This is a genomic window from Pseudoalteromonas sp. UBA2102 (genome assembly GCF_002331165.1).
Lineage (GTDB): Bacteria > Pseudomonadota > Gammaproteobacteria > Enterobacterales > Alteromonadaceae > Pseudoalteromonas > Pseudoalteromonas atlantica.
Genome location: NZ_DCYU01000102.1, coordinates 44,292 through 63,145, shown reverse-complemented (window position 1 = coordinate 63,145; position 18,854 = coordinate 44,292). Strand labels below are relative to the sequence as shown.

19 protein-coding genes are annotated in these 18,854 nt (G+C 41.5%); 7 read left to right on the top strand and 12 right to left on the bottom strand.

Going from position 1 to position 18,854, the window contains the following annotated elements:
* Nucleotides 1-244 (top strand): phosphoadenosine phosphosulfate reductase domain-containing protein (locus tag B2R65_RS14410; RefSeq protein WP_286743756.1); only part of this gene is annotated, 244 nt, incomplete at its 5' end.
* Between the two features lie 127 nt (nucleotides 245-371).
* The gene (locus B2R65_RS14405) at nucleotides 372-914 is read left to right on the top strand and encodes a DUF4124 domain-containing protein (RefSeq protein ID WP_004589443.1); all 543 of its coding nucleotides are present in this window, start codon (nucleotides 372-374) and stop codon (nucleotides 912-914) included.
* Between the two features lie 192 nt (nucleotides 915-1,106).
* Here the strand turns inward: B2R65_RS14405 and acnA are convergent, their stop codons facing one another.
* From acnA to B2R65_RS14390, 3 genes are all read right to left on the bottom strand, one after another.
* Nucleotides 1,107-3,848 carry an aconitate hydratase AcnA gene (acnA, locus tag B2R65_RS14400; protein WP_024031992.1) on the bottom strand — a complete coding sequence of 914 codons (2,742 nt, stop codon included), beginning with the start codon at nucleotides 3,846-3,848 and terminating at the stop codon, nucleotides 1,107-1,109.
* A gap of 218 nt (nucleotides 3,849-4,066) precedes the next feature.
* Nucleotides 4,067-4,495: a hypothetical protein gene (locus B2R65_RS14395; RefSeq protein WP_126005522.1), complete on the bottom strand. Its 429-nt coding sequence runs from the start codon at nucleotides 4,493-4,495 to the stop codon at nucleotides 4,067-4,069.
* Between the two features lie 107 nt (nucleotides 4,496-4,602).
* The gene (locus B2R65_RS14390) at nucleotides 4,603-4,986 is read right to left on the bottom strand and encodes an RNA-binding S4 domain-containing protein (protein WP_286743835.1); all 384 of its coding nucleotides are present in this window, start codon (nucleotides 4,984-4,986) and stop codon (nucleotides 4,603-4,605) included.
* A gap of 268 nt (nucleotides 4,987-5,254) precedes the next feature.
* Between B2R65_RS14390 and B2R65_RS14385 the strand changes: the two genes are divergently transcribed.
* Both B2R65_RS14385 and B2R65_RS14380 read left to right on the top strand, forming a co-directional pair.
* Complete coding sequence (locus B2R65_RS14385; RefSeq protein ID WP_004589447.1) at nucleotides 5,255-5,557, top strand: hypothetical protein; 303 nt, start codon at nucleotides 5,255-5,257, stop codon at nucleotides 5,555-5,557.
* 81 nt (nucleotides 5,558-5,638) lie between these two features.
* A complete protein-coding gene (locus B2R65_RS14380; protein ID WP_286743750.1) occupies nucleotides 5,639-6,304 on the top strand; it encodes a hypothetical protein in 666 nt (221 codons plus the stop codon).
* Between the two features lie 9 nt (nucleotides 6,305-6,313).
* Here the strand turns inward: B2R65_RS14380 and B2R65_RS14375 are convergent, their stop codons facing one another.
* The 5 genes from B2R65_RS14375 to glnA all read right to left on the bottom strand — a co-directional run bounded on the left by B2R65_RS14375 (nucleotide 6,314) and on the right by glnA (nucleotide 11,413).
* Entirely contained in the window at nucleotides 6,314-6,772 is a 459-nt protein-coding gene (locus tag B2R65_RS14375) for a cyclic nucleotide-binding domain-containing protein (protein WP_286743748.1), read from the bottom strand.
* A gap of 28 nt (nucleotides 6,773-6,800) precedes the next feature.
* Entirely contained in the window at nucleotides 6,801-8,186 is a 1,386-nt protein-coding gene (gene glnG, locus B2R65_RS14370; protein ID WP_004589451.1) for a nitrogen regulation protein NR(I), read from the bottom strand.
* Between the two features lie 15 nt (nucleotides 8,187-8,201).
* On the bottom strand, nucleotides 8,202-9,272 hold the full coding sequence (glnL, locus tag B2R65_RS14365; protein ID WP_004589452.1) for a nitrogen regulation protein NR(II): 1,071 nt from the start codon (nucleotides 9,270-9,272) through the stop codon (nucleotides 8,202-8,204).
* Between the two features lie 89 nt (nucleotides 9,273-9,361).
* A complete protein-coding gene (locus B2R65_RS14360; RefSeq protein WP_024031997.1) occupies nucleotides 9,362-9,874 on the bottom strand; it encodes a DUF4124 domain-containing protein in 513 nt (170 codons plus the stop codon).
* 132 nt (nucleotides 9,875-10,006) lie between these two features.
* On the bottom strand, nucleotides 10,007-11,413 hold the full coding sequence (gene glnA / locus B2R65_RS14355; RefSeq protein WP_024031998.1) for a glutamate--ammonia ligase: 1,407 nt from the start codon (nucleotides 11,411-11,413) through the stop codon (nucleotides 10,007-10,009).
* A 507-nt stretch (nucleotides 11,414-11,920) separates the two neighbouring features.
* On the opposite strand from glnA, the gene typA reads away from it, so the two are divergent.
* Nucleotides 11,921-13,744, top strand: coding sequence for a translational GTPase TypA (gene typA, locus B2R65_RS14350; protein ID WP_004589455.1), 1,824 nt, complete (start codon nucleotides 11,921-11,923; stop codon nucleotides 13,742-13,744).
* Nucleotides 13,745-14,004: 260 nt separating this feature from the next.
* Here typA and B2R65_RS14345 read toward each other — a convergent pair whose 3' ends face one another.
* From B2R65_RS14345 to B2R65_RS14335, 3 genes are all read right to left on the bottom strand, one after another.
* Complete coding sequence (locus B2R65_RS14345) at nucleotides 14,005-14,736, bottom strand: CBM9 family sugar-binding protein (RefSeq protein ID WP_286743742.1); 732 nt, start codon at nucleotides 14,734-14,736, stop codon at nucleotides 14,005-14,007.
* A 63-nt stretch (nucleotides 14,737-14,799) separates the two neighbouring features.
* On the bottom strand, nucleotides 14,800-15,891 hold the full coding sequence (locus tag B2R65_RS14340; protein ID WP_286743739.1) for an MBL fold metallo-hydrolase: 1,092 nt from the start codon (nucleotides 15,889-15,891) through the stop codon (nucleotides 14,800-14,802).
* 130 nt (nucleotides 15,892-16,021) lie between these two features.
* Entirely contained in the window at nucleotides 16,022-16,678 is a 657-nt protein-coding gene (locus B2R65_RS14335) for a DUF2959 domain-containing protein (RefSeq protein ID WP_004588426.1), read from the bottom strand.
* A gap of 85 nt (nucleotides 16,679-16,763) precedes the next feature.
* Here B2R65_RS14335 and B2R65_RS14330 point away from each other — a divergent pair, with 85 nt between their 5' ends.
* Nucleotides 16,764-17,666 carry a virulence factor BrkB family protein gene (locus tag B2R65_RS14330; protein ID WP_286743736.1) on the top strand — a complete coding sequence of 301 codons (903 nt, stop codon included), beginning with the start codon at nucleotides 16,764-16,766 and terminating at the stop codon, nucleotides 17,664-17,666.
* A complete protein-coding gene (gene dtd / locus B2R65_RS14325) occupies nucleotides 17,667-18,104 on the top strand; it encodes a D-aminoacyl-tRNA deacylase (protein WP_096040994.1) in 438 nt (145 codons plus the stop codon). It abuts the gene before it with no gap.
* Here dtd and B2R65_RS14320 read toward each other — a convergent pair.
* Entirely contained in the window at nucleotides 18,101-18,802 is a 702-nt protein-coding gene (locus B2R65_RS14320) for a spermidine synthase (protein ID WP_248531450.1), read from the bottom strand. The two genes, dtd and B2R65_RS14320, sit on opposite strands and share 4 nt — an antisense overlap.
* Between the last annotated feature and the right edge of the window lie 52 nt (nucleotides 18,803-18,854).

Below are 18,854 nucleotides of genomic sequence, written 5' to 3'. Positions count from 1 at the left end.
GTTTGTTGAGATAAGCCGAGGTACGGTAAAAGTGTACCCGATTATTGAATGGTCAAACCGCGATGTATATCAATACCTTACCAAGCATGATTTACCTTACCACCCATTATGGGAGCAAGGTTATGTGTCGATGGGTGATGTGCATACTACGCGTAAACTTGAGCCAGGTATGAGCGAAGAAGAAACGCGCTTTTTTGGTTTAAACCGCGAATGCGGGCTGCATATTGACGGCGATGGTATTTAAAAAAAGCGAATGCTAAACAACTATTTAAACGCAACTTAGGTTGCGTTTTTTATTGCAAAAAAATTGCCTGATTAAGTATTTTTTATTAGACTTGCCTTTCAAGGATTCATTTTTAAGCAGGAACGCTATGAAATACTTCACCTACTTGGCAATATCAGTCATGATCATTGCTGTTATCTCTTTGTTTTACCTAAAAAAGCCAGATGGCCAAACATGGCTTTCTAGTTCATCTATTAGTGCTGAATCTCACAAAATTAAAGAAAAAATGGTCGCGTTATCTACCAATACGCTTAATCAGGCAGTGCAAGGCGCAAAGCAAGCAGGCGATAAAATTGCGCAGAGTGTAAACAATGATGCGGCGACAATTAAACCCGGTAGCAAAATTTATAAGTGGCAAGATAAAAACGGCCAATGGCATTTTTCAGATACGCCTAATGCAGATGGCAAAAGTATTGAGGTAAAACTTGATGCCCGTGATGTCACTGTTGTAGCCGCAGAAGACACCTCAATTTTGAGTAGCAGTGCAAGCACCTCAAAAAAGAGTATTCAACCACCTACACCTACCGTTTACAACGCTGAATCTATTCAAAAACTGTTTGAAGATGCTGAAAAGGCAAAGCAAAAATTAGAGCAGCGCAGTAAAGAGATGCAAAGTATAGGTGGGTACTAAATTTTATTGTGTGCTTAGCATTAAAACTTACTCAATATGAGGGGTTTGTAATTTGTGAGCTGAGTTACTGCGCCTTCGTTATGCTAAGGGCTTACAGCCAGTTAAAAGCAATACCAAGTTGCAATACTCGTTAATTATTTAGCGCATAAAAAAGCCTAGCGACTGCTAGGCTTTTTAGTTTTAAGTATATGATTAGTCAAGCATGTTACGTAAAACGTATTGTAGAATACCGCCGTGCTTGTAGTAATCCCACTCTTTAGGGGTATCTATCCGTACATCGGCGCTAAAGCTGACTTTTTTGCCCTCAGCATTCGTGGCAATAATGCTCACTTCATTCGTTTTGTCGTACAAACCTTCAATATCAAACTGCTCTTGGCCAGTTAAATTTAATGATTCGTGGCTCTCACCCTCTTTAAACTGTAAAGGCAGCACACCCATACCAATGAGGTTAGAGCGGTGAATACGCTCATAACTTTGTGCAACCACCGCTTTTACACCTAATAAAAGCGAGCCTTTTGCTGCCCAGTCGCGTGATGAACCGGTACCGTATTCTTTACCAGCTAACACAATTAATGGTGTGTTACTCTTTTCATATTCCATTGCGGCATCGTAAATGCTGGCAAGCTTGTCATCAGGTTGGGTGCGAGTAACGCCACCTTCTGTACCTGGTGCGAGTAAGTTTTTAAGCCTAACGTTCGCAAATGTGCCTCGCATCATCACTTCGTGGTTACCACGGCGTGAACCGTACGAGTTAAACTGCGCTTTTTCTACGCCTTTTTCCTGTAAGTAAATACCGGCTGGCGCTTCAGCTTTAATGGCCCCCGCAGGAGAAATATGGTCAGTGGTTACTGAGTCGCCAAGTTTAGCTAAACAACGCGCCCCTTCAATTGTTGGCACGCCTGGTGGTTCAACGCTCATGCCCTCAAAGAATGGTGCTTTTTTAATGTAAGTTGACCCATCATCCCAATCATAGAGCTTACCATCAGGAATTTGAATTTTTTGCCAACGGCTGTCGCCTTCGTATACGTTGGCATAGCTTTTTTCGAACATTTCTCTGGTTACCGTTTTTTGTACTAGTTCGCTGACTTCGCTCACGCTTGGCCAAATATTTTTTAGGTAAATATCGTTACCGTTTTCATCTTGCGCTAAAGGTTCGTTGTATACATCTATGTCTGTACGCCCTGCAATGGCATACGCTACCACAAGTGGAGGCGAGGCTAAAAAGTTCATTTTAACGTCTTGGTGTATACGCCCTTCAAAATTACGGTTACCCGATAAAATAGAGCTTACAACTAGCTTATGCTTTTGAATAGCTTCGCTAATTTCATCTGCTAGCGGGCCTGAGTTACCTATACACGTGGTACAACCATAACCGACCAAGTTAAAGCCTAAGCTTTCTAGGTCATCCATTAGGCCTGCTTTTTCAAGGTAGTCGGTTACCACTTGCGAACCGGGTGCAAGCGATGTTTTAACCCACGGTTTTACATTAATACCCAGCTGTTTAGCTTTTTGAGCCACTAAGCCTGCGGCTAAAATAACACTGGGGTTAGAGGTATTTGTACAGCTTGTAATAGCGGCAATAACACAGGCGCCATCGTTTAGTTCAAATTCTTGGCCTTTAAACTTCACTTTGGCTGCACCCATAAACTGCGCTTCGTCTACCGGTTCATCAGGGTTGGTTGTTGGGCCTTCACTTTCAATGCGCGCTTCTTCAATATCGCTTTTATCACGACGAGCCATACGCTCATCTTGGAAACCTTTTAGGTGCTGGCCTATCACATCACCGGCTTTATCAAGTGTAATTCTGTCTTGTGGGCGTTTAGGGCCTGCAAGGCTAGGTACTACGTCGTCTAATTTAAGCTCAAGGGTGTCTGTGTAATGCGCTTCGTCGCCTTCATGGCGCCATAAGCCTTGGTGTTTAGCGTAGTCTTCAATCAGTTTGAGGTGATCTTCATCGCGGTTCGTTAAACGCAGGTAGTTAATTGTTTCATCATCAATGGGGAAAATACCACATGTTGCACCGTACTCTGGCGCCATGTTGGCAATGGTTGCTCTATCGGCGAGCGGTAAATCAGCTAGGCCGTCACCATAAAACTCAACAAATTTACCCACTACGCCGTGGTTACGTAGCATTTCGGTAACGGTGAGCACTAAATCAGTAGCTGTGGTGCCCTCGGGTAAACGGCCATTTAATTTAAAGCCCACTACCTGAGGAATAAGCAAGCTAATTGGTTGCCCAAGCATGGCTGCTTCGGCTTCAATACCACCTACGCCCCAGCCTAACACACCTAAACCATTAATCATGGTGGTGTGCGAATCAGTCCCTACAAGGGTGTCTGGGTAGGCTATTGATTTTCCGTTTTCACTGTCGTTAAAAACAACACGCGCTAAAAACTCTAAGTTTACTTGGTGCACAATACCTGTAGCTGGTGGCACTACTTTTAAATTATCAAAAGCAGTTTGCCCCCAGCGTAAAAATTCGTAGCGTTCTTTATTTCGTTCGTATTCTAGCTTGGCATTTAAATCAAACGCACCGTCATCACCGTAGCCATCTACTTGTACTGAGTGGTCAATTACAAGTTCAGCAGGAGAAAGCGGGTTTATTTTTGCAGGATCACCACCTAGCTTTTCCATTGCATCACGCATGGCAGCTAAATCAACAATGGCGGGAACACCTGTAAAGTCTTGCATTACAACACGTGCCGGCGTAAAGGCCACCTCAGCTGAGGGCTTTGCTTTAGGGTCCCAATCAAGAAGGGCTTGAATGTCTTGTTCTTTAATATTTACGCCATCTTCATTGCGTAATAGGTTTTCTAGTAATACTTTGAGAGAAAAGGGCAATCGCTTTGCTTTGTCGCCTAATCCTTTAAGTGAGTGAATATGGTATTGCTCGCCATTAATCGTTAATTGTTGTTGGGTGTCGAAACTATTCATTTTTTGCCCCTTTGATAGTTAGGATTATGTCCTTGATAAAATAACGTGTTTATTTGCCAATAGTTTGCAAAGTGCATACCAGAGATAATAAATATGACAAATCAGGCTAAAAAGCAGGTAGCGTAATGCATGTTTTTTAGACAGTAATAAGTATAGAAGTGCTACCTAAAATTGTTTTTTCAAGTAGCAAAATAATGAGTTTACAAAAGGGGGGGAGGTTAGTTCAACCAACCTTGTTGTTTGCTTTTTATGCTTAAATATAAAAGCAAAAACGCAATAACAATCACTAAAATAGGCATAAACACCGCGCTTACCCCCAGCATTTTAATGCTATTTATCACAATGAAATTATAAAATTGCTGAATAAATATCGCTACCAACGATAGCGCAAAGGTAGGCGTTGCAAATGCATTTTTGACCAATAGTAGTATGCAGCCAAGGGTGCCACCAAATACCGCTACAGCAAATGCAATGGTAGACCACAAAGGCACGTTTGAATATGCAGCTTGTTGATCTAACGGAAGTTTACTTATCATCTCGGGGGTCATCATAAGGTGCATTATAAATGCAAACACACCTAATAAATTCCAGATAAGTGCTGCCCAGAGGGCGGGTTTAAACCAATTGGGTGTAGCTGAGGTTGTCATATTATTACCTTGTTTTTATTGTATTTTACGAGGTAATTAAAGAGCAAAAAGGCTAACTGTTCAAGCCAGCCTATACATATAATAAAAATGGCACAAAGCGCTAATGGCTAGCCAAATGAGATAGGGCGGCGCCCTGTGTTTTCATCAACCTTTGGCTTTTTAGTGCGCTTTCTTTTATTTTTTGCCGGCTTTTGAGCTGTTTCATTAGGTGTTTTTTCTGGCTGTTGCTGGGTTGTTGCTACAGGGCGCTCTACAGGAGTCGCATCTTCACTTAAAGTGAGTTGAAAAAGCTCGCCATCAAATTCTAGTACATCGCCACTGTATAATTTTTTCCGTTTTATTGTACATATTTCATGGTTAACCCCAACATAGCCTTGCGCTATTAGGTTTTTAGCTTGGCCGCCACCTTCTACTAAATCGAGTACTTTTAGTAATTTACAAAGCTCTATAGGTTCTTCTTCAAGTTCAATTTCAATGTATTCTTCTGACATGGTTATCTCTGTTGGTGGCGCATAAGCAGCAAGTATAAAGGCTTGCACTGTTTTTTGCACCTAGCAAGCTCGCCCGAGTGGGATAAAAAAGAGTGATAAATATAAAACTTTTTTCAACTTTAAAAAAACTGCAGCATTTGATGCGTATGCTCTAGCAAAAATTTGGTGTGCTATTTGCTATTGCTTTGGCAAATAAAAATCGTACCTAAAACATGGTAATTATTTCACCGTTTTAATTGTTTAGGTCTGCATATAATTGGAGCAGTAAATGGGCATAAGATTAGCAATGAAAAAAGAGCTAATGGGCTTAGATAATTCAGATATGCTGACAGCAGATGATGTAAGAGCTCACTTAGCTAACTCGGTAAAAACACAAAAAGAGCAAGATGAACGCGGCTTTTCGGTTATTTCTAAGTTTAACGATACGCACAGTCGGCTAATTAGTGGCGATCCACTTAAAAAATCAAAACTGGAATTTGAACGTCATCGCTTATTTAACGAAGTTTTATATACGCGCCAAAGTGTAGATGCCTGGTTAGACAGCCAAACAAATTATACCAACGTACAATAATACTTAATTAAGCACATGAGTATTAAGTTGCTATAGATAGTTACCTCCAATAGACTACAATTGTAATCATTGGGGGTAACTATGAAAAATGGCATTTTAATCTGTATGTGGGCGCTATTATTAACTGCGTGCCAACAACCTACCGTTTATGTTTTTAGTGAAAACTTGCAAGATGAGCAGCGCAAGCAGCTCGATGCTGCGCTAAAAGCACAAAATCTTCCTTATGAATACGTAGCGCTAGAAATCCCATCTACCTTTAGTGAGGCTACGTTACTCTTATCAAGCGATAAAATTTATCCAAAAGAAACTGAGCAGTTAGCTATTATTATGCAAGAGCTAGGTTATCAGCCCGAAATTAACTACACCACACGATCAAATCATTTTTATGGCGATGGCAATATTGGTTTTTATTTAAAGAGCACTGATGGAGAAGACGCTTTTACTATGCCGTCTCGGCTAAGAACAACTCATTGCAGCGACGATAAATACAATGATTTAGCGGTTAGATTTTCAAATGAACACGCTGACTTTACCTTACCCAGTGGCGCTGTTGTAAGGTTAGGTTGGGAGTTTTTATACGGTTACGTTGTTATTTATTATAAAACCTACTCGCAAACATATAGCCACTCACAGCCGCTTGTAGCAACGCCCTTTGGCGCTAAGCCATCCGATACGTATACATTTACGGCGCATGTTAATCACCCCAGCTGGCTTGATTGCTCACTACAAATTGTTTATATGAACTGAGTGATAGAGTTAACCGTGGGTTTCTATGTGCTCACTCAGCTTTGCAATGCGCAGGCTCATACCTTCTATGATTCTATCTTTAATTTTTTCGCGTATTACATTAGGCAAGCGGGTAAGTGCCTCTGGGGTAATGGCAAGTACTATGGTGTCGGCTTTAGCGCGAGCGCTCGTACTGCGCTCGCGGTTATTAATAAATGCGCCTTCACCGATAAACTCACCGGGCTCTATAGTGCCAAGCTCCAGCAAGTGGTTATGTTTAAAAACAAGTAACGCACCACTTAATACAATGTATAAGCGTTTGTCGTTATCGTATTGTTTAAATAAAAACTGATGCTGGTTAACTAAATACAATAACCCAAACGACTCTAATAGCACTTGGCGTTCAGCAAGGGTGAAGTCTTTAAAAAAGTGCAATCTATTCACTATTTCCATTTGTTTAAATAATGGAATGTGTTCTATTAATTTCATCCTAGGGCCAACGAGTAACGGTTAGAAACTAGCTAATATTGCGCTCTTTTAATTTGCGGGTCAACGTGTTGCGCCCCCAGCCAATTTTTATGGCTGCATCTTGTTTATGGCCAGAGCAATTAGCCAGTGCTGTTTTTATAAGGCGAGTTTCAAGCTGAGCTTGAATATCAGGCCAAATGTTTTCTTTACCTTGCTTAAGCTCTTGATTGAGCCATTGCTGAAACGCATCGAGCCAATCACCTTCTTGTTGAACAGGCGCTGCATCAATGATCTCTGGTGGTAGGTCTTGCTCACTTACTAATTCACCAGGGGCCATAACGGTCAACCAGCGACAGGTGTTTTCAAGTTGGCGCACATTACCAGGCCAGCTAAATAGCCTAAGCTGCTCTGTGGCTTTTGGGCTTAGTACTTTACTTTCTACTTGTAGGTCTTTTGCGCTTTTGTGTAAAAAGTGCTGCGCTAGGCGCTCAATGTCTTCAGTTCTTTCTCTAAGAGCCGGTAAACGAAGGCGCACAACGTTCAAACGATGAAATAAATCGTCCCTAAATTTACCCTGTTTTACTAAATCTTCTAAATTTTGATGCGTTGCAGCAATAATGCGTACATCAACTTTAATACTTTGATGCCCGCCCACACGGTAAAATTCACCATCGGCGAGTACACGTAATAAACGTGTTTGCACATCCAGTGGCATATCGCCAATTTCATCTAAAAACAGTGTGCCGCCATTGGCTTGTTCAAAGCGGCCTTTACGAACGCTATCGGCACCAGTAAATGCGCCTTTTTCGTGGCCAAATAGCTCAGACTCCACAAGCTCTTTTGGAATAGCGGCCATGTTTAATGCAATAAACTGGTTTTCTTTACGTGGGCTGTGGTTATGCAAAGCGCTGGCAACAAGCTCTTTACCTGTGCCAGACTCACCATTAATTAGTACGCTCATACTTGAAGCCGACAGTTTACCTATCGCTCTAAACACTTCCTGCATCGCAGGGGCTTCGCCAATAATGTGCGCGCTTTTAGGTGGAACTTGTTTACGCTTAGTCTTTTTAGTTGAGTTTGCTCTACAGGCACTTTCGATTAATGCCACGGCTTCGTTTAAATCAAATGGCTTGGCTAGGTACTCAAACGCGCCTTTTTGAAATGCGTTAACTGCTGAGTCTAAATCTGAGTGGGCGGTCATTATAATAACCGGCAGCCCTGGGTTTTGCTCTGCTATGAGTTCAAGCAATGCCATGCCGTCCATGCCTGGCATCCGTACGTCAGATACCAACACGGTTGGCTGGCTAAATTTTAGCGCGCTTAACACGTCTTGCGCATTTGCAAAGCTTTCTGCTTCAAACCCTGCGCGTGTCAGCGCTTTTTCTAATACAAAGCGAATTGATGCGTCATCATCTACAAGCCAAACTGTTTTCATGCCAACTCCAAAACATTAATCTGCAAAAGGCAGATAGATATTAAATTCAGTATGGCCAGGCCAGCTATCACAGTCTATATAACCGTCGTGCTGATCTATGAGCGTTTGTGCGATTGAAAGCCCTAGCCCTGAGCCACCTTCTTTGTTGGTGATCATCGGGTAAAACAATGTTTCGCGAACGCTAGGGTCTATGCCTGGTCCATTATCAGAAACCTGGATCAACAAGGCTTTTTTAGGGGCTTTTCCGGGGCGGCGATACTGATGATTAATGCGGGTTTTTATTTTTATTTCACCGCCATCAACTAACGCCTGTTGAGCATTGCGTACAATATTAAGTACAACTTGCTGAACCTTGCCTTGGTCAATAAACACATCAGGGATACTTGGGTCGTAATCTTTAACTAGACTAATATTTTTACAATTATCTAATGTGCTTAATTTAACAACCGACTCAAGTGTTTGGTGAATATTGCCATACGACTTTTGCGGAAGCTGATTTGGCCCAAGTAGCCTATCAACTAATTCGCGTAATCGGTCGGCTTGCTCAATTATAAGCTCAGCGCATTCGTCCCTTTCTTGTTGATCTACCTCATACTGCAATAACTGCGCCGCTCCGCGTATTCCCCCTAAAGGATTTTTAATTTCGTGAGCAAGCCCTCTAATTAAATTTCGTGCCGCTTGATATTGATGCATTTGGTTAGAGGCTTTGTCGTGTTTTATTTCTTCATCGGTTTTACGGCACTCAAGTAAAATATAGCGTTCGTTTTTAAACTTAACTTGGCGCGATGTAATGGCTATTTTTGCATGGCGAGAATCTATAAAGACCACGTCGGCTCTGTGCTGGCTGCAATCTACACCATCAACAAGTGAGTACTGGGCTATGCGCTCTAAATCCACAGAATGGTAATTAAATAAGCTGTTAAAGGTTTGCCCAATAATGCGCTTTTTACCCAAGCCGAGTAGTTCGCTGGTGCTGGTGTTGGCATAAACAAGGGTAAAACTTTTATCAAGTAACATGACCGATGTAGTTTGATTTTGCCAAATGGCATTAAGAAGTTCAGGGCTAAAATTTTGTTCGTTTGACATCTATGCACCACTTTAGTGCGTTAATATTTGCAAGCAAGTTTTAATCAGTAAATACTGCTGCGCTAATTTTGCTTCATGAGACATTGTACTTAGTTTACAGCCTTTCTTTGCATCACAAAGGTACTGGGCTGACTGATAGCAATGGCTTGATTTTGTTTATTATAAAGTTTGAGATACAAAGTATGAGCTCCGTTTTCTACATCCCGTATGGCAAACGTTGATAAATCGCTTGCGGGCCCATAAGCGTTACCGTTTAAAAATAGCTGTATGGTAAAGCCAGCTTCAAAACGCGGTGTTATGCGGCTTGTTACGTACACCGAGCCGGTGTTTTCGCGTACAGTTTGGTTATGTGTAGGCGACGATATCATAATTTGAAAACGGTTAGGGTGCGTTGGTTGTGGTGAACCAGGGGTGTGTTTATCGGTTTCAGACAGGGTAAGATCTTGGCTGCTTAGTTTTATTTCGTGCGCGCCACTACGTGGTGTATCTGAGAACACTAAAACACCATTTTTATCTTTCCAAGCATAAATTTTCTTATTGCCTGCATAACTATAAATGCTTAATCCTAAAGCAAAAAATAGTAATAATATCCTGTAATTCACATTGCTACCCTGCATATTTTGTAATTACATAACTTTAGTGGAGATAACCCTAATTTACCATAAAAAAAAGCCCGCTAAGCGGGCTTGAGAACACACATTTATTATCTTATCGATAATTTTGTCTACGGCGTATTAAACGCTGTAGTACATTTCAAACTCAACTGGGTGAGTTGTCATGTTAAGTTTTTCAACTTCTTGAGATTTAAGTGCAATGTAAGCATCGATTAAATCATCAGTGAATACGCCACCTTGCGTTAAGAATTCACGGTCAGCACTAAGTGCTTCTAGCGCTTCATCTAGTGAAGATGCAACTTGTGGAATTTCTGCTGCTTCTTCTGCTGGTAGGTCGTATAAATCCTTGTCCATAGCATCGCCAGGGTGGATCTTGTTTTTGATACCGTCAAGGCCAGCCATAAGCATTGCAGAGAAAGCAAGGTATGGGTTAGCAGTTGGATCTGGGAAGCGTACTTCAATACGACGACCTTTTTCAGATGGTACAACTGGAATACGGATTGATGCAGAACGGTTACGTGCAGAGTATGCAAGCATTACCGGTGCTTCAAAACCTGGTACTAAACGTTTGTACGAGTTAGTTGAGGCATTTGCAAACGCATTGATTGCTTTAGCGTGCTTAATAATACCGCCAATGTAGTAAAGTGCATCTTCAGAAAGACCACCGTACTTATCACCAGCAAAAAGGTTAACACCGTCTTTTGCTAAAGATTGGTGACAGTGCATACCAGAGCCGTTATCGCCTACAACAGGCTTAGGCATAAATGTGGCCGTTTTTCCGTAAAGGTGAGCCATGTTATGAATAACATATTTCATCTCTTGGATTTCATCCGCTTTTAATACCATTGTATTAAAGCGAGTTGCGATTTCGTTTTGACCCGCTGTTGCAACTTCGTGGTGATGTGCTTCTACTACTTGGCCTAGTTCTTCAAGTACTAAACAAGTAGCTGAACGCCAATCTTGTGAAGAGTCAACTGGTGAACATGGGAAGTAACCACCTTTAACACCTGGGCGATGACCTGTGTTACCACCTTCGTAGTCTTTATCAGAGTTCCATGCTGCTTCAACAGCATCAATTTTGTACATAGAACCTGACATATCTGACTTGTATTTAACATCATCAAATAGGAAGAATTCTGGCTCAGGGCCAAATAAAACTGTATCTGCGATACCGGTAGATTTCATGTACTCTTCAGCGCGTTTAGCAACTGAACGAGGGTCACGCTCGTAGCCTTGTAGTGTAGATGGCTCTACAACATCACAACGTACGATTAGCGTAGCTTCTTCTGTGAATGGGTCTAATTTTACTGAATCAGCTACTGGCATAAGTACCATGTCTGATTCGTTAATGCCTTTCCAACCTGCAATTGAAGAGCCGTCGAACATTTTGCCGTCTTCAAAAAAATCTTCATCTACTTGGTGATGAGGAATAGAAACATGTTGTTCTTTACCTCTAGTATCAGTAAAGCGTAAATCAATGAACTTAACGTCATTTTCTTTAATAAAATCTAAAACCGATTGTGACATGTGTCCTCCAACTGTTGGGTTTTATTATTGCTGCATTAAATGCTTTGGCTTTTTAGTAAGCCGATTTTATGCCATTATTTTAACTTGCTGTTTATTAAGTTAAAAATTATGGTTGCACAAAAGTGGTCACGGGCTTTGCACTTTTATGGTGCGTAAAATATCCACATTGGTGCAAAAATTTCACGCTCGATTCTGCACGTATTTTAATCACCTAAATCAGCTTAACTTAAACAGTAAATAGTGCCAAAGCAATCAACAAATTAGCTAAAAAACGACAATTTATGTAATTTGTCGAAATTTATTTCATATAATTGTCATATAAAAAACAGATACTTAGTAAAAGTATTAAGAAAGTTTTTAAAATTGTATTGGATAAACTTTCATCCATGTCATTAATGAGGGATAATATGCGCCCTTTTAAATCCTATGCTGGGACATCTGGTGAAAACGCAGATGAGTGCGTAGATCTTGCAGGATCAATGAGAATAAACTTCTCTGAGTAAAAATATGAGCATCGAACAGTTAAGAAATATAGCGATTATCGCGCACGTTGACCACGGTAAAACGACATTGGTTGACAAACTACTTGAGCAATCAGGTACATTAGAAACACGCGGCGGTAACGAAGAGCGTGTGATGGACTCAAACGACATTGAGAAAGAACGTGGTATTACCATTTTGGCTAAAAACACAGCCATTTCTTGGAAAGACTACCATATCAATATCGTAGATACCCCGGGACACGCCGATTTTGGTGGTGAAGTTGAACGCGTACTTTCGATGGCTGACTCAGTATTATTACTTGTTGATGCTCAAGAAGGTCCAATGCCGCAAACGCGTTTCGTAACGCAAAAAGCATTCGCGCAAGGCTTAAAGCCAATTGTTGTTATCAACAAAATCGACAAGCCAGGTGCACGTCCTGATTGGGTTATGGATCAAATCTTTGATTTATTCGACAACCTTGGTGCAACTGACGAACAGCTAGACTTTAAAGTAATCTACGCTTCAGCAATCAACGGTTGGGCTACACTAGATTTAGACGAGCCGTCTGACAACATGGAACCTATGTTCCAAATGATCGTTGACGAAGTATCACCACCGGATGCAGATCCTGAAGGTGACTTCCAAATGCAGATTTCTCAGCTTGATTACAACTCTTATAAAGGTGTAATCGGTATCGGCCGTATCAAACGTGGTTCTGTTGTGCCTAACCAGCAAGTAACGATTGTTAGTGCTGATGGCTCTACACGTAACGGCAAAATTGGTTCAGTACAAAGCTACCTAGGTCTTGAGCGTATCGAAACAGATAAAGCTTACGCTGGTAACATTGTAACGGTAACAGGTCTTGGCGAGCTTAAGATTTCAGATACTGTTTGTTGCCCTAACAACGTTGAAGCATTACCACCACTAAGTGTTGATGAGCCAACAGTAACAATGACGTTCTCTGTAAATAACTCTCCTTTCTGTGGTAAAGAAGGTAAGTTTGTAACATCACGTAATATTCGTGAGCGTTTAGACAAAGAATTAGTACATAACGTTGCACTTCGTGTTGCTGATACTGACAACCCAGATAGCTTCCGCGTATCGGGCCGTGGTGAATTACACCTTGGTATCTTAATCGAAAACATGCGTCGTGAAGGTTATGAGCTAGCTGTATCTCGTCCAGAAGTAATCTTACGCACTGTTGATGGCGTATTAGAAGAACCGTATGAAACACTAACAATTGACTGTGAAGAAGAGCATCAAGGTTCTATCATGGAGCAAATTGGTCTTCGTAAAGGTGAACTTACTGATATGGCACCAGATGGTAAGGGCCGTATGCGTTTAGACTTTATGATCCCAAGCCGTGGCTTAATCGGTTTCCAAACTGAGTTCATGACGTTAACTTCAGGTTCTGGTTTACTTTACCATACATTCGATCACTACGGTCCGCACAAAGGTGGCGAGCTAGGTGTTCGTAAGAACGGCGTAATGATTGCAAATGCTACAGGTAAAGCACTTACTAACGCATTATTCAACTTACAAGAGCGTGGTAAATTATTCATCGGTCACGGTGTTGAAGTTTACGAAGGTATGGTTATCGGTATTCATAGCCGCGATAACGACCTTACAGTTAACGCCCTTAAAGGTAAGCAACTTACTAACGTTCGTGCATCTGGTACAGATGAAGCACAAACATTGACGCCACCATTGAACTACACACTAGAGCAAGCGCTTGAGTTCATCGATGATGACGAGTTAGTAGAAGTAACACCTGAGAACATTCGTATTCGTAAGCGTCACTTAACTGAAAGTGAGCGTAAGCGTGCGGGTCGTGCTCCAAAATCATAATCTATTAATTTAGAGTAATGGTTTAAAAGCCGCTGTATTGCAAAATACAGCGGCTTTTTTGTGGGTTAAAACAAGAGTTGTCAGTTGTAAGTTATCAGCGATCAGTTTAGAACGGCGCAGCTAACTAGGCTGGTCTAAGCTGAAAGTCAGTAGGCTATATAAACCTGCAACAATGCATAGTGGTAGTGCGTGTTGGTAGGGTGCTTTTTCGTTGGGTTTCGCTACGCTCAACCCAACGTTTTCAATTATTTTATTGGTAGTTACTTACTTTTTGGTAGCAGGGTGATTTTGCCAAAGACATCTGCGTCTATAAAACCACGGTTTCTGTCGCCATTGACTGGCTGTACTTCGTGAGAGCCCATAAAGTGCTCGCGTACTTCGCTGCCATCGTTATCGCAATACGCGAGCATAAAACCAATGACTTGTTTTTCATTAAGCGTGATGGGCGTGTTTACAGCGCCTTCTTGGTAATCGTTAGGGTAGAGCTTTATAGCAACTTCCCAGGTGATGTTATAAGGGGCTTGGGTATTACGCTTCCAGTTACTTGTTAAGTGGTCGGTGTATAAATGGGCTTTTTTATCGGGGCCGTAATCGGCGGCTTGGTTATCAAGGCCAATATGATATGCCAACGCGGTATGGTTAAACTGGTGAATGCCACCTGAGGCGTCGCTATCGATAAAAATTTCCAGCGCATCGTCATCCCAATATTTTACAGTCGGGTCTGGGTGCGTATCAATAAGTACATCGTCAGTTATATCAGCTTGTAAATACAGGTAGTTTTTATCCCACAGCAGGCGGTAGCGGCCTTTAAAGTCGGCATCTGATGAGGGCAAGGTGCCATCCATTAAATGCGGCATATCATGCCACGTTGCTTTATCCCATGCGCTTTCAGATACGCCATCAATAGTAATAGGGGTCGATGTGTGCGCTACATCAATGGCCATTACTGGGGCACTTAATAAACAACTTAAAGCTAATGCGTGTTTTTTCATTAATTTCTCAATGTTAATATGTATTTAGATATTACAATCATCCTAAAACAGTTCAGCTATGAGTTACAGTGAAATACTTTCGCCTTCGTTTAAAATATATAAAGGTGTGGTTGAAGTCATTTTATTGTGCATATAAAGCAACCTTAACAGTGCTGAATGACTTGTCCGGTCGCCCATTTTCCAGCTTGAGTTACCATAGCCCCACGGTATCATTACTTTACAGTTAAGATCGCTAGCTGCATTTACAGCATCCTCTGGTGTGGTGTGTACATAACGATACCAAGTAGGGCTGTCTTCACTGTAATACGAGGCTATAGGCAGTAGGCATATGTCTATATCGCCATACTTTTGCTGAATGTCTTTAAAGTGTTTTGAGTAGCCGGTATCGCCTGCAAAAAACACGGTACTGCCGTTTTGCTCAAGCAACCAGCCATTCCATAGGTCTTTATCGTTATCTTCGTAAATAAAGGGCACCAATACACGGCTACTAAAGTGGTGCGCTGGTAGGGCATGAATCGTTAAATCATCAAGCTGTGTTTTTGCATACCAGGCCATTTCGCTAATGTTATAGCCACCAGTAGGGAAGTTGTCGGCCATACCTAATGGCGTTAAGTAGCGAGGTTGATTACCAAGCTCCCCTATATCGGCTTTATTAAAGTGATCGTAATGAATATGCGAGTACATCACTGCACTTAAGTTTTTAAGCTCGTTTTGTGTAAGCCAATCGCCGGGTTGCCTGTAAAACCCTGATGCTAACCTAAAGGCTAAATCAACAGGTGAGTCGAACTGCTCTTTTACAGGGTCAAATAGCACGTGTTGTCCGCTAGGTGTGCGGATCATAAACCCAGCGTGCCCTAACCAGCGCACGGTAAAGCCCGTATTTAAATTAATTGGCTTTTGCTCAGCAATAAATTGGCAATCTTCAGCGTCTTGTTTGCATTGTAATTTAGGGCTTGGCGGGTAGCAGCCGGTTTCGCAGGTGGTGGGGTAGGTTTTTTTGCCAGGGTAGAGGTTATAAAAGCGTCCTTTTCGCTCGCCTGTTTGATGTTGCGGGGTAAGCGTGCTTTCCCCTGCAATCACCTCAATGCGATTAGCGGTTTCGCAAGCGCTAAGCAATCCACAAATAAATACAAGGCTGGTGGTTTTTAGTTTCATTGTTGCTATCTATTATTATTTTTATAAAAGTATAACAACATCAAAAGATTAACAAATAGTTCAAAGGTAACAAAACGTAACAACAAAAAAGCCTGCAATATGCAGGCTTTGTTAGGCAGATTTTAATTGATTAGCCAGCGCTATTCATTTGCTCTATAAACTTGTTTGAATCGGCAATTGATTTATTCATGTCGTTCATCAGTACTTGAATATCACGCTTTAAATTAGTGAATTCGCCTTTAATAGCGGCAACCGCTTGTGCGTTTAAGTTATGCTTTAGGTACAGTACGTTATCTTGTAAAGACGATAGCACTGGTTCCATTTTGCTTTCTGCACTGCGCATAGAGCGAAGTAACTGGCTAAATTGGCGTTGTGTAGCCGCTAGTTTTTTACTGCTTTCGCGTTTAAGCGACGCGCTTTTGTATTGCTCAAGCTCATCGCTCCATTCATCAAATAAAGCTTCTGCTACATCTTCAACTTTATTAATATTGCTCGACACTTCATTAGCGGCTGCTAAGCTAGACTCATAATCGTCATTAAGTTGATTGTAGGCATCTTGTAACTCGCCGCCATCAAAATTAATTAAGGTTGTTAGGCGCTCAAGTGCTGATTGAAATTCTTCTTGCGACTCTTCTTGTGAATCTTTGGTTTCTTCTACGCGGTCAATAAGAATGTCGCGCTTATGTACACCTACTTTTTCCATTGCAGAATAATAAGCCGACTGACAGCCCGATAAAGTAAGCGTAATGGCCAGTACCGAGGCGCTAAGTAATGTTTGTTTTTTCATTTGGATCCCTATTTACCAGTAAGTGCTGTAAATTATGGTGCTGATTGCTATCATAATCAAAATTCGATTAGCACAAGTCAATTGTATGAATGATAAGCTCTCCCTTTATAAACAGCAAGCTATCTCCTTTTTAAGGCAACAGCCAAGCTGGTGGATGCAGTACGTTAACCGCTGTATAGACGATCAAATTACAGTGAATGCAGGCTACCTTGCCTATGTTACTTTGCTTTCTTTAGTGCCTTTGATAGCGGTAGGCGTGGCAATATTTTCGGCCTTCCCGGGGGTTGAGTCGACCCGCATAGCCATAGAAAGCTTTTTGTTTACTAACTTTGTACCTACCTCATCTGATGTGATTAAAGAGCATATAAGCTCCTTTGCTGGCAATGCGAACCAAATGACCGCGGTGGGTATTGGCTTTTTAGCGGCGATTGCATTGCTGCTTATACGTAATGTTGATGCCACGCTTAATCGCATTTGGCGTATTAAGAAAAAACGCCCCATGATGATCTCTTTTGCGGTTTATTGGATGGTATTGAGCTTAGGCCCCGTACTACTGGGCGCAAGTATTGGTGTTACATCGTATATTGTTTCGTTAGTGTCGTTTGCCGATCAGGGAATTCCTGGGTTTAGTGGCTTTTTGTTAAAGCTGGTGCCTTATGGCTTTTCGATGATTGGCTTTTTAATGTTATACACTTTAGTACCTAACACGCCTGTATCTATTCGGGCTGCGCTACCTGGGGCTCTTTTTGCGGCAGTATTATTTGAGCTGACTAAAAAAGGCTTTGCGCTTTATATTAGCCATTTTCCTTCGTACGAAGTAATTTATGGCGCTGTTGCGACCATTCCTATTTTATTTGTGTGGGTGTATTTGTCGTGGGTGGTAGTGCTATTAGGGGCCGAATTTACCGCCTGTATAAGCCCTAATCATGTACCACAAACACCAGAAATAGACATTGATGAAGAACTAAAAACAGAGGAACGCAGTTAAATGCAAGGTTTAATACAACGTGTAAAAAGTGCCAAAGTAGAAGTTGATAACCAAGTTATAGGTGAAATTGGCCAAGGTATATTATTGTTACTCGGTGTTGAAAAACCAGATGATGAGCAAACCGCCGACAAACTATTGCATAAGGTAAGTAATTACCGAATATTTACCGATGAAAACGACAAAATGAACTTAAGTCTAAAAGATATAGGCGGTGAGTTACTCGTGGTGTCGCAATTTACATTAGCGGCTGATACTAAAAAAGGCATGCGGCCAAGCTTTTCATCGGCAGCCACACCTAGCCAAGCTAACGCGCTTTACGAGTACTTTGTAACTCAAGCTAAAGCGCAGGGTATTAGTGTTGCCACGGGAGAGTTTGGCGCCGATATGCAAGTGAGCTTGTGTAACGATGGACCTGTTACGTTTAACTTATCGGTTTAATTACCAGCTTTAGTAACAATAATAATATGATTCACAAAGCCCGCAATTTTATGCGGGCTTACTTTTACGCCAAACACATTAAATAGTAATTGCTGTAACTGAATTAACTGCGACTCATGTTGCGATAAAAAGTTAATAAATAACGTGCCACCTGCGTTTAGCGCATCGTATATTTTTTGATAAAAAGCGCGTTCAAACAAAAATCGTGGTGCATCTATTTGGCTAAATAAATCAAGAATAATCCAGTCATGGTTATGTGCCTTGCTAAGTACATTTTGCGCGTCATCACACTGCACGTCACTTTGGTTTTTAAGAGCGAAAAAATCTGTATAGCAGGCAATTATATCTGCATTTTTTTCAACTGATGTTACGTGTGCCTGCGGGTAAGTGTATTGTAAGTAATTACGTATAGCGCCACCGCCAAGGCCAAGTTCTAACACGTGATTTGGCGGTGCTAAGGTTTGCCACTGTTTAGCTAAATAGGTTAAATGTGGAAATAGTAAGCGCTGTGGATTGTTAAGCTCTACCACCGATTGCAACGTATCGTTAATCAGCAGCCAGCGGAGCTGACCGGATTGGCGAACCTGTATGTGATCGCCTGCATATTTATGCCAGTAAACTAGTTGCCCAATATCTTGGCTGTGACTAATAAAGTGGCTACTCACTACACCCGTTAAAGGGTTTATAAAATCGCTCATAACATTAAGGGCCTGTTGACCTTTCAGGATTAAAGTTTGTTCAATCTAGGGG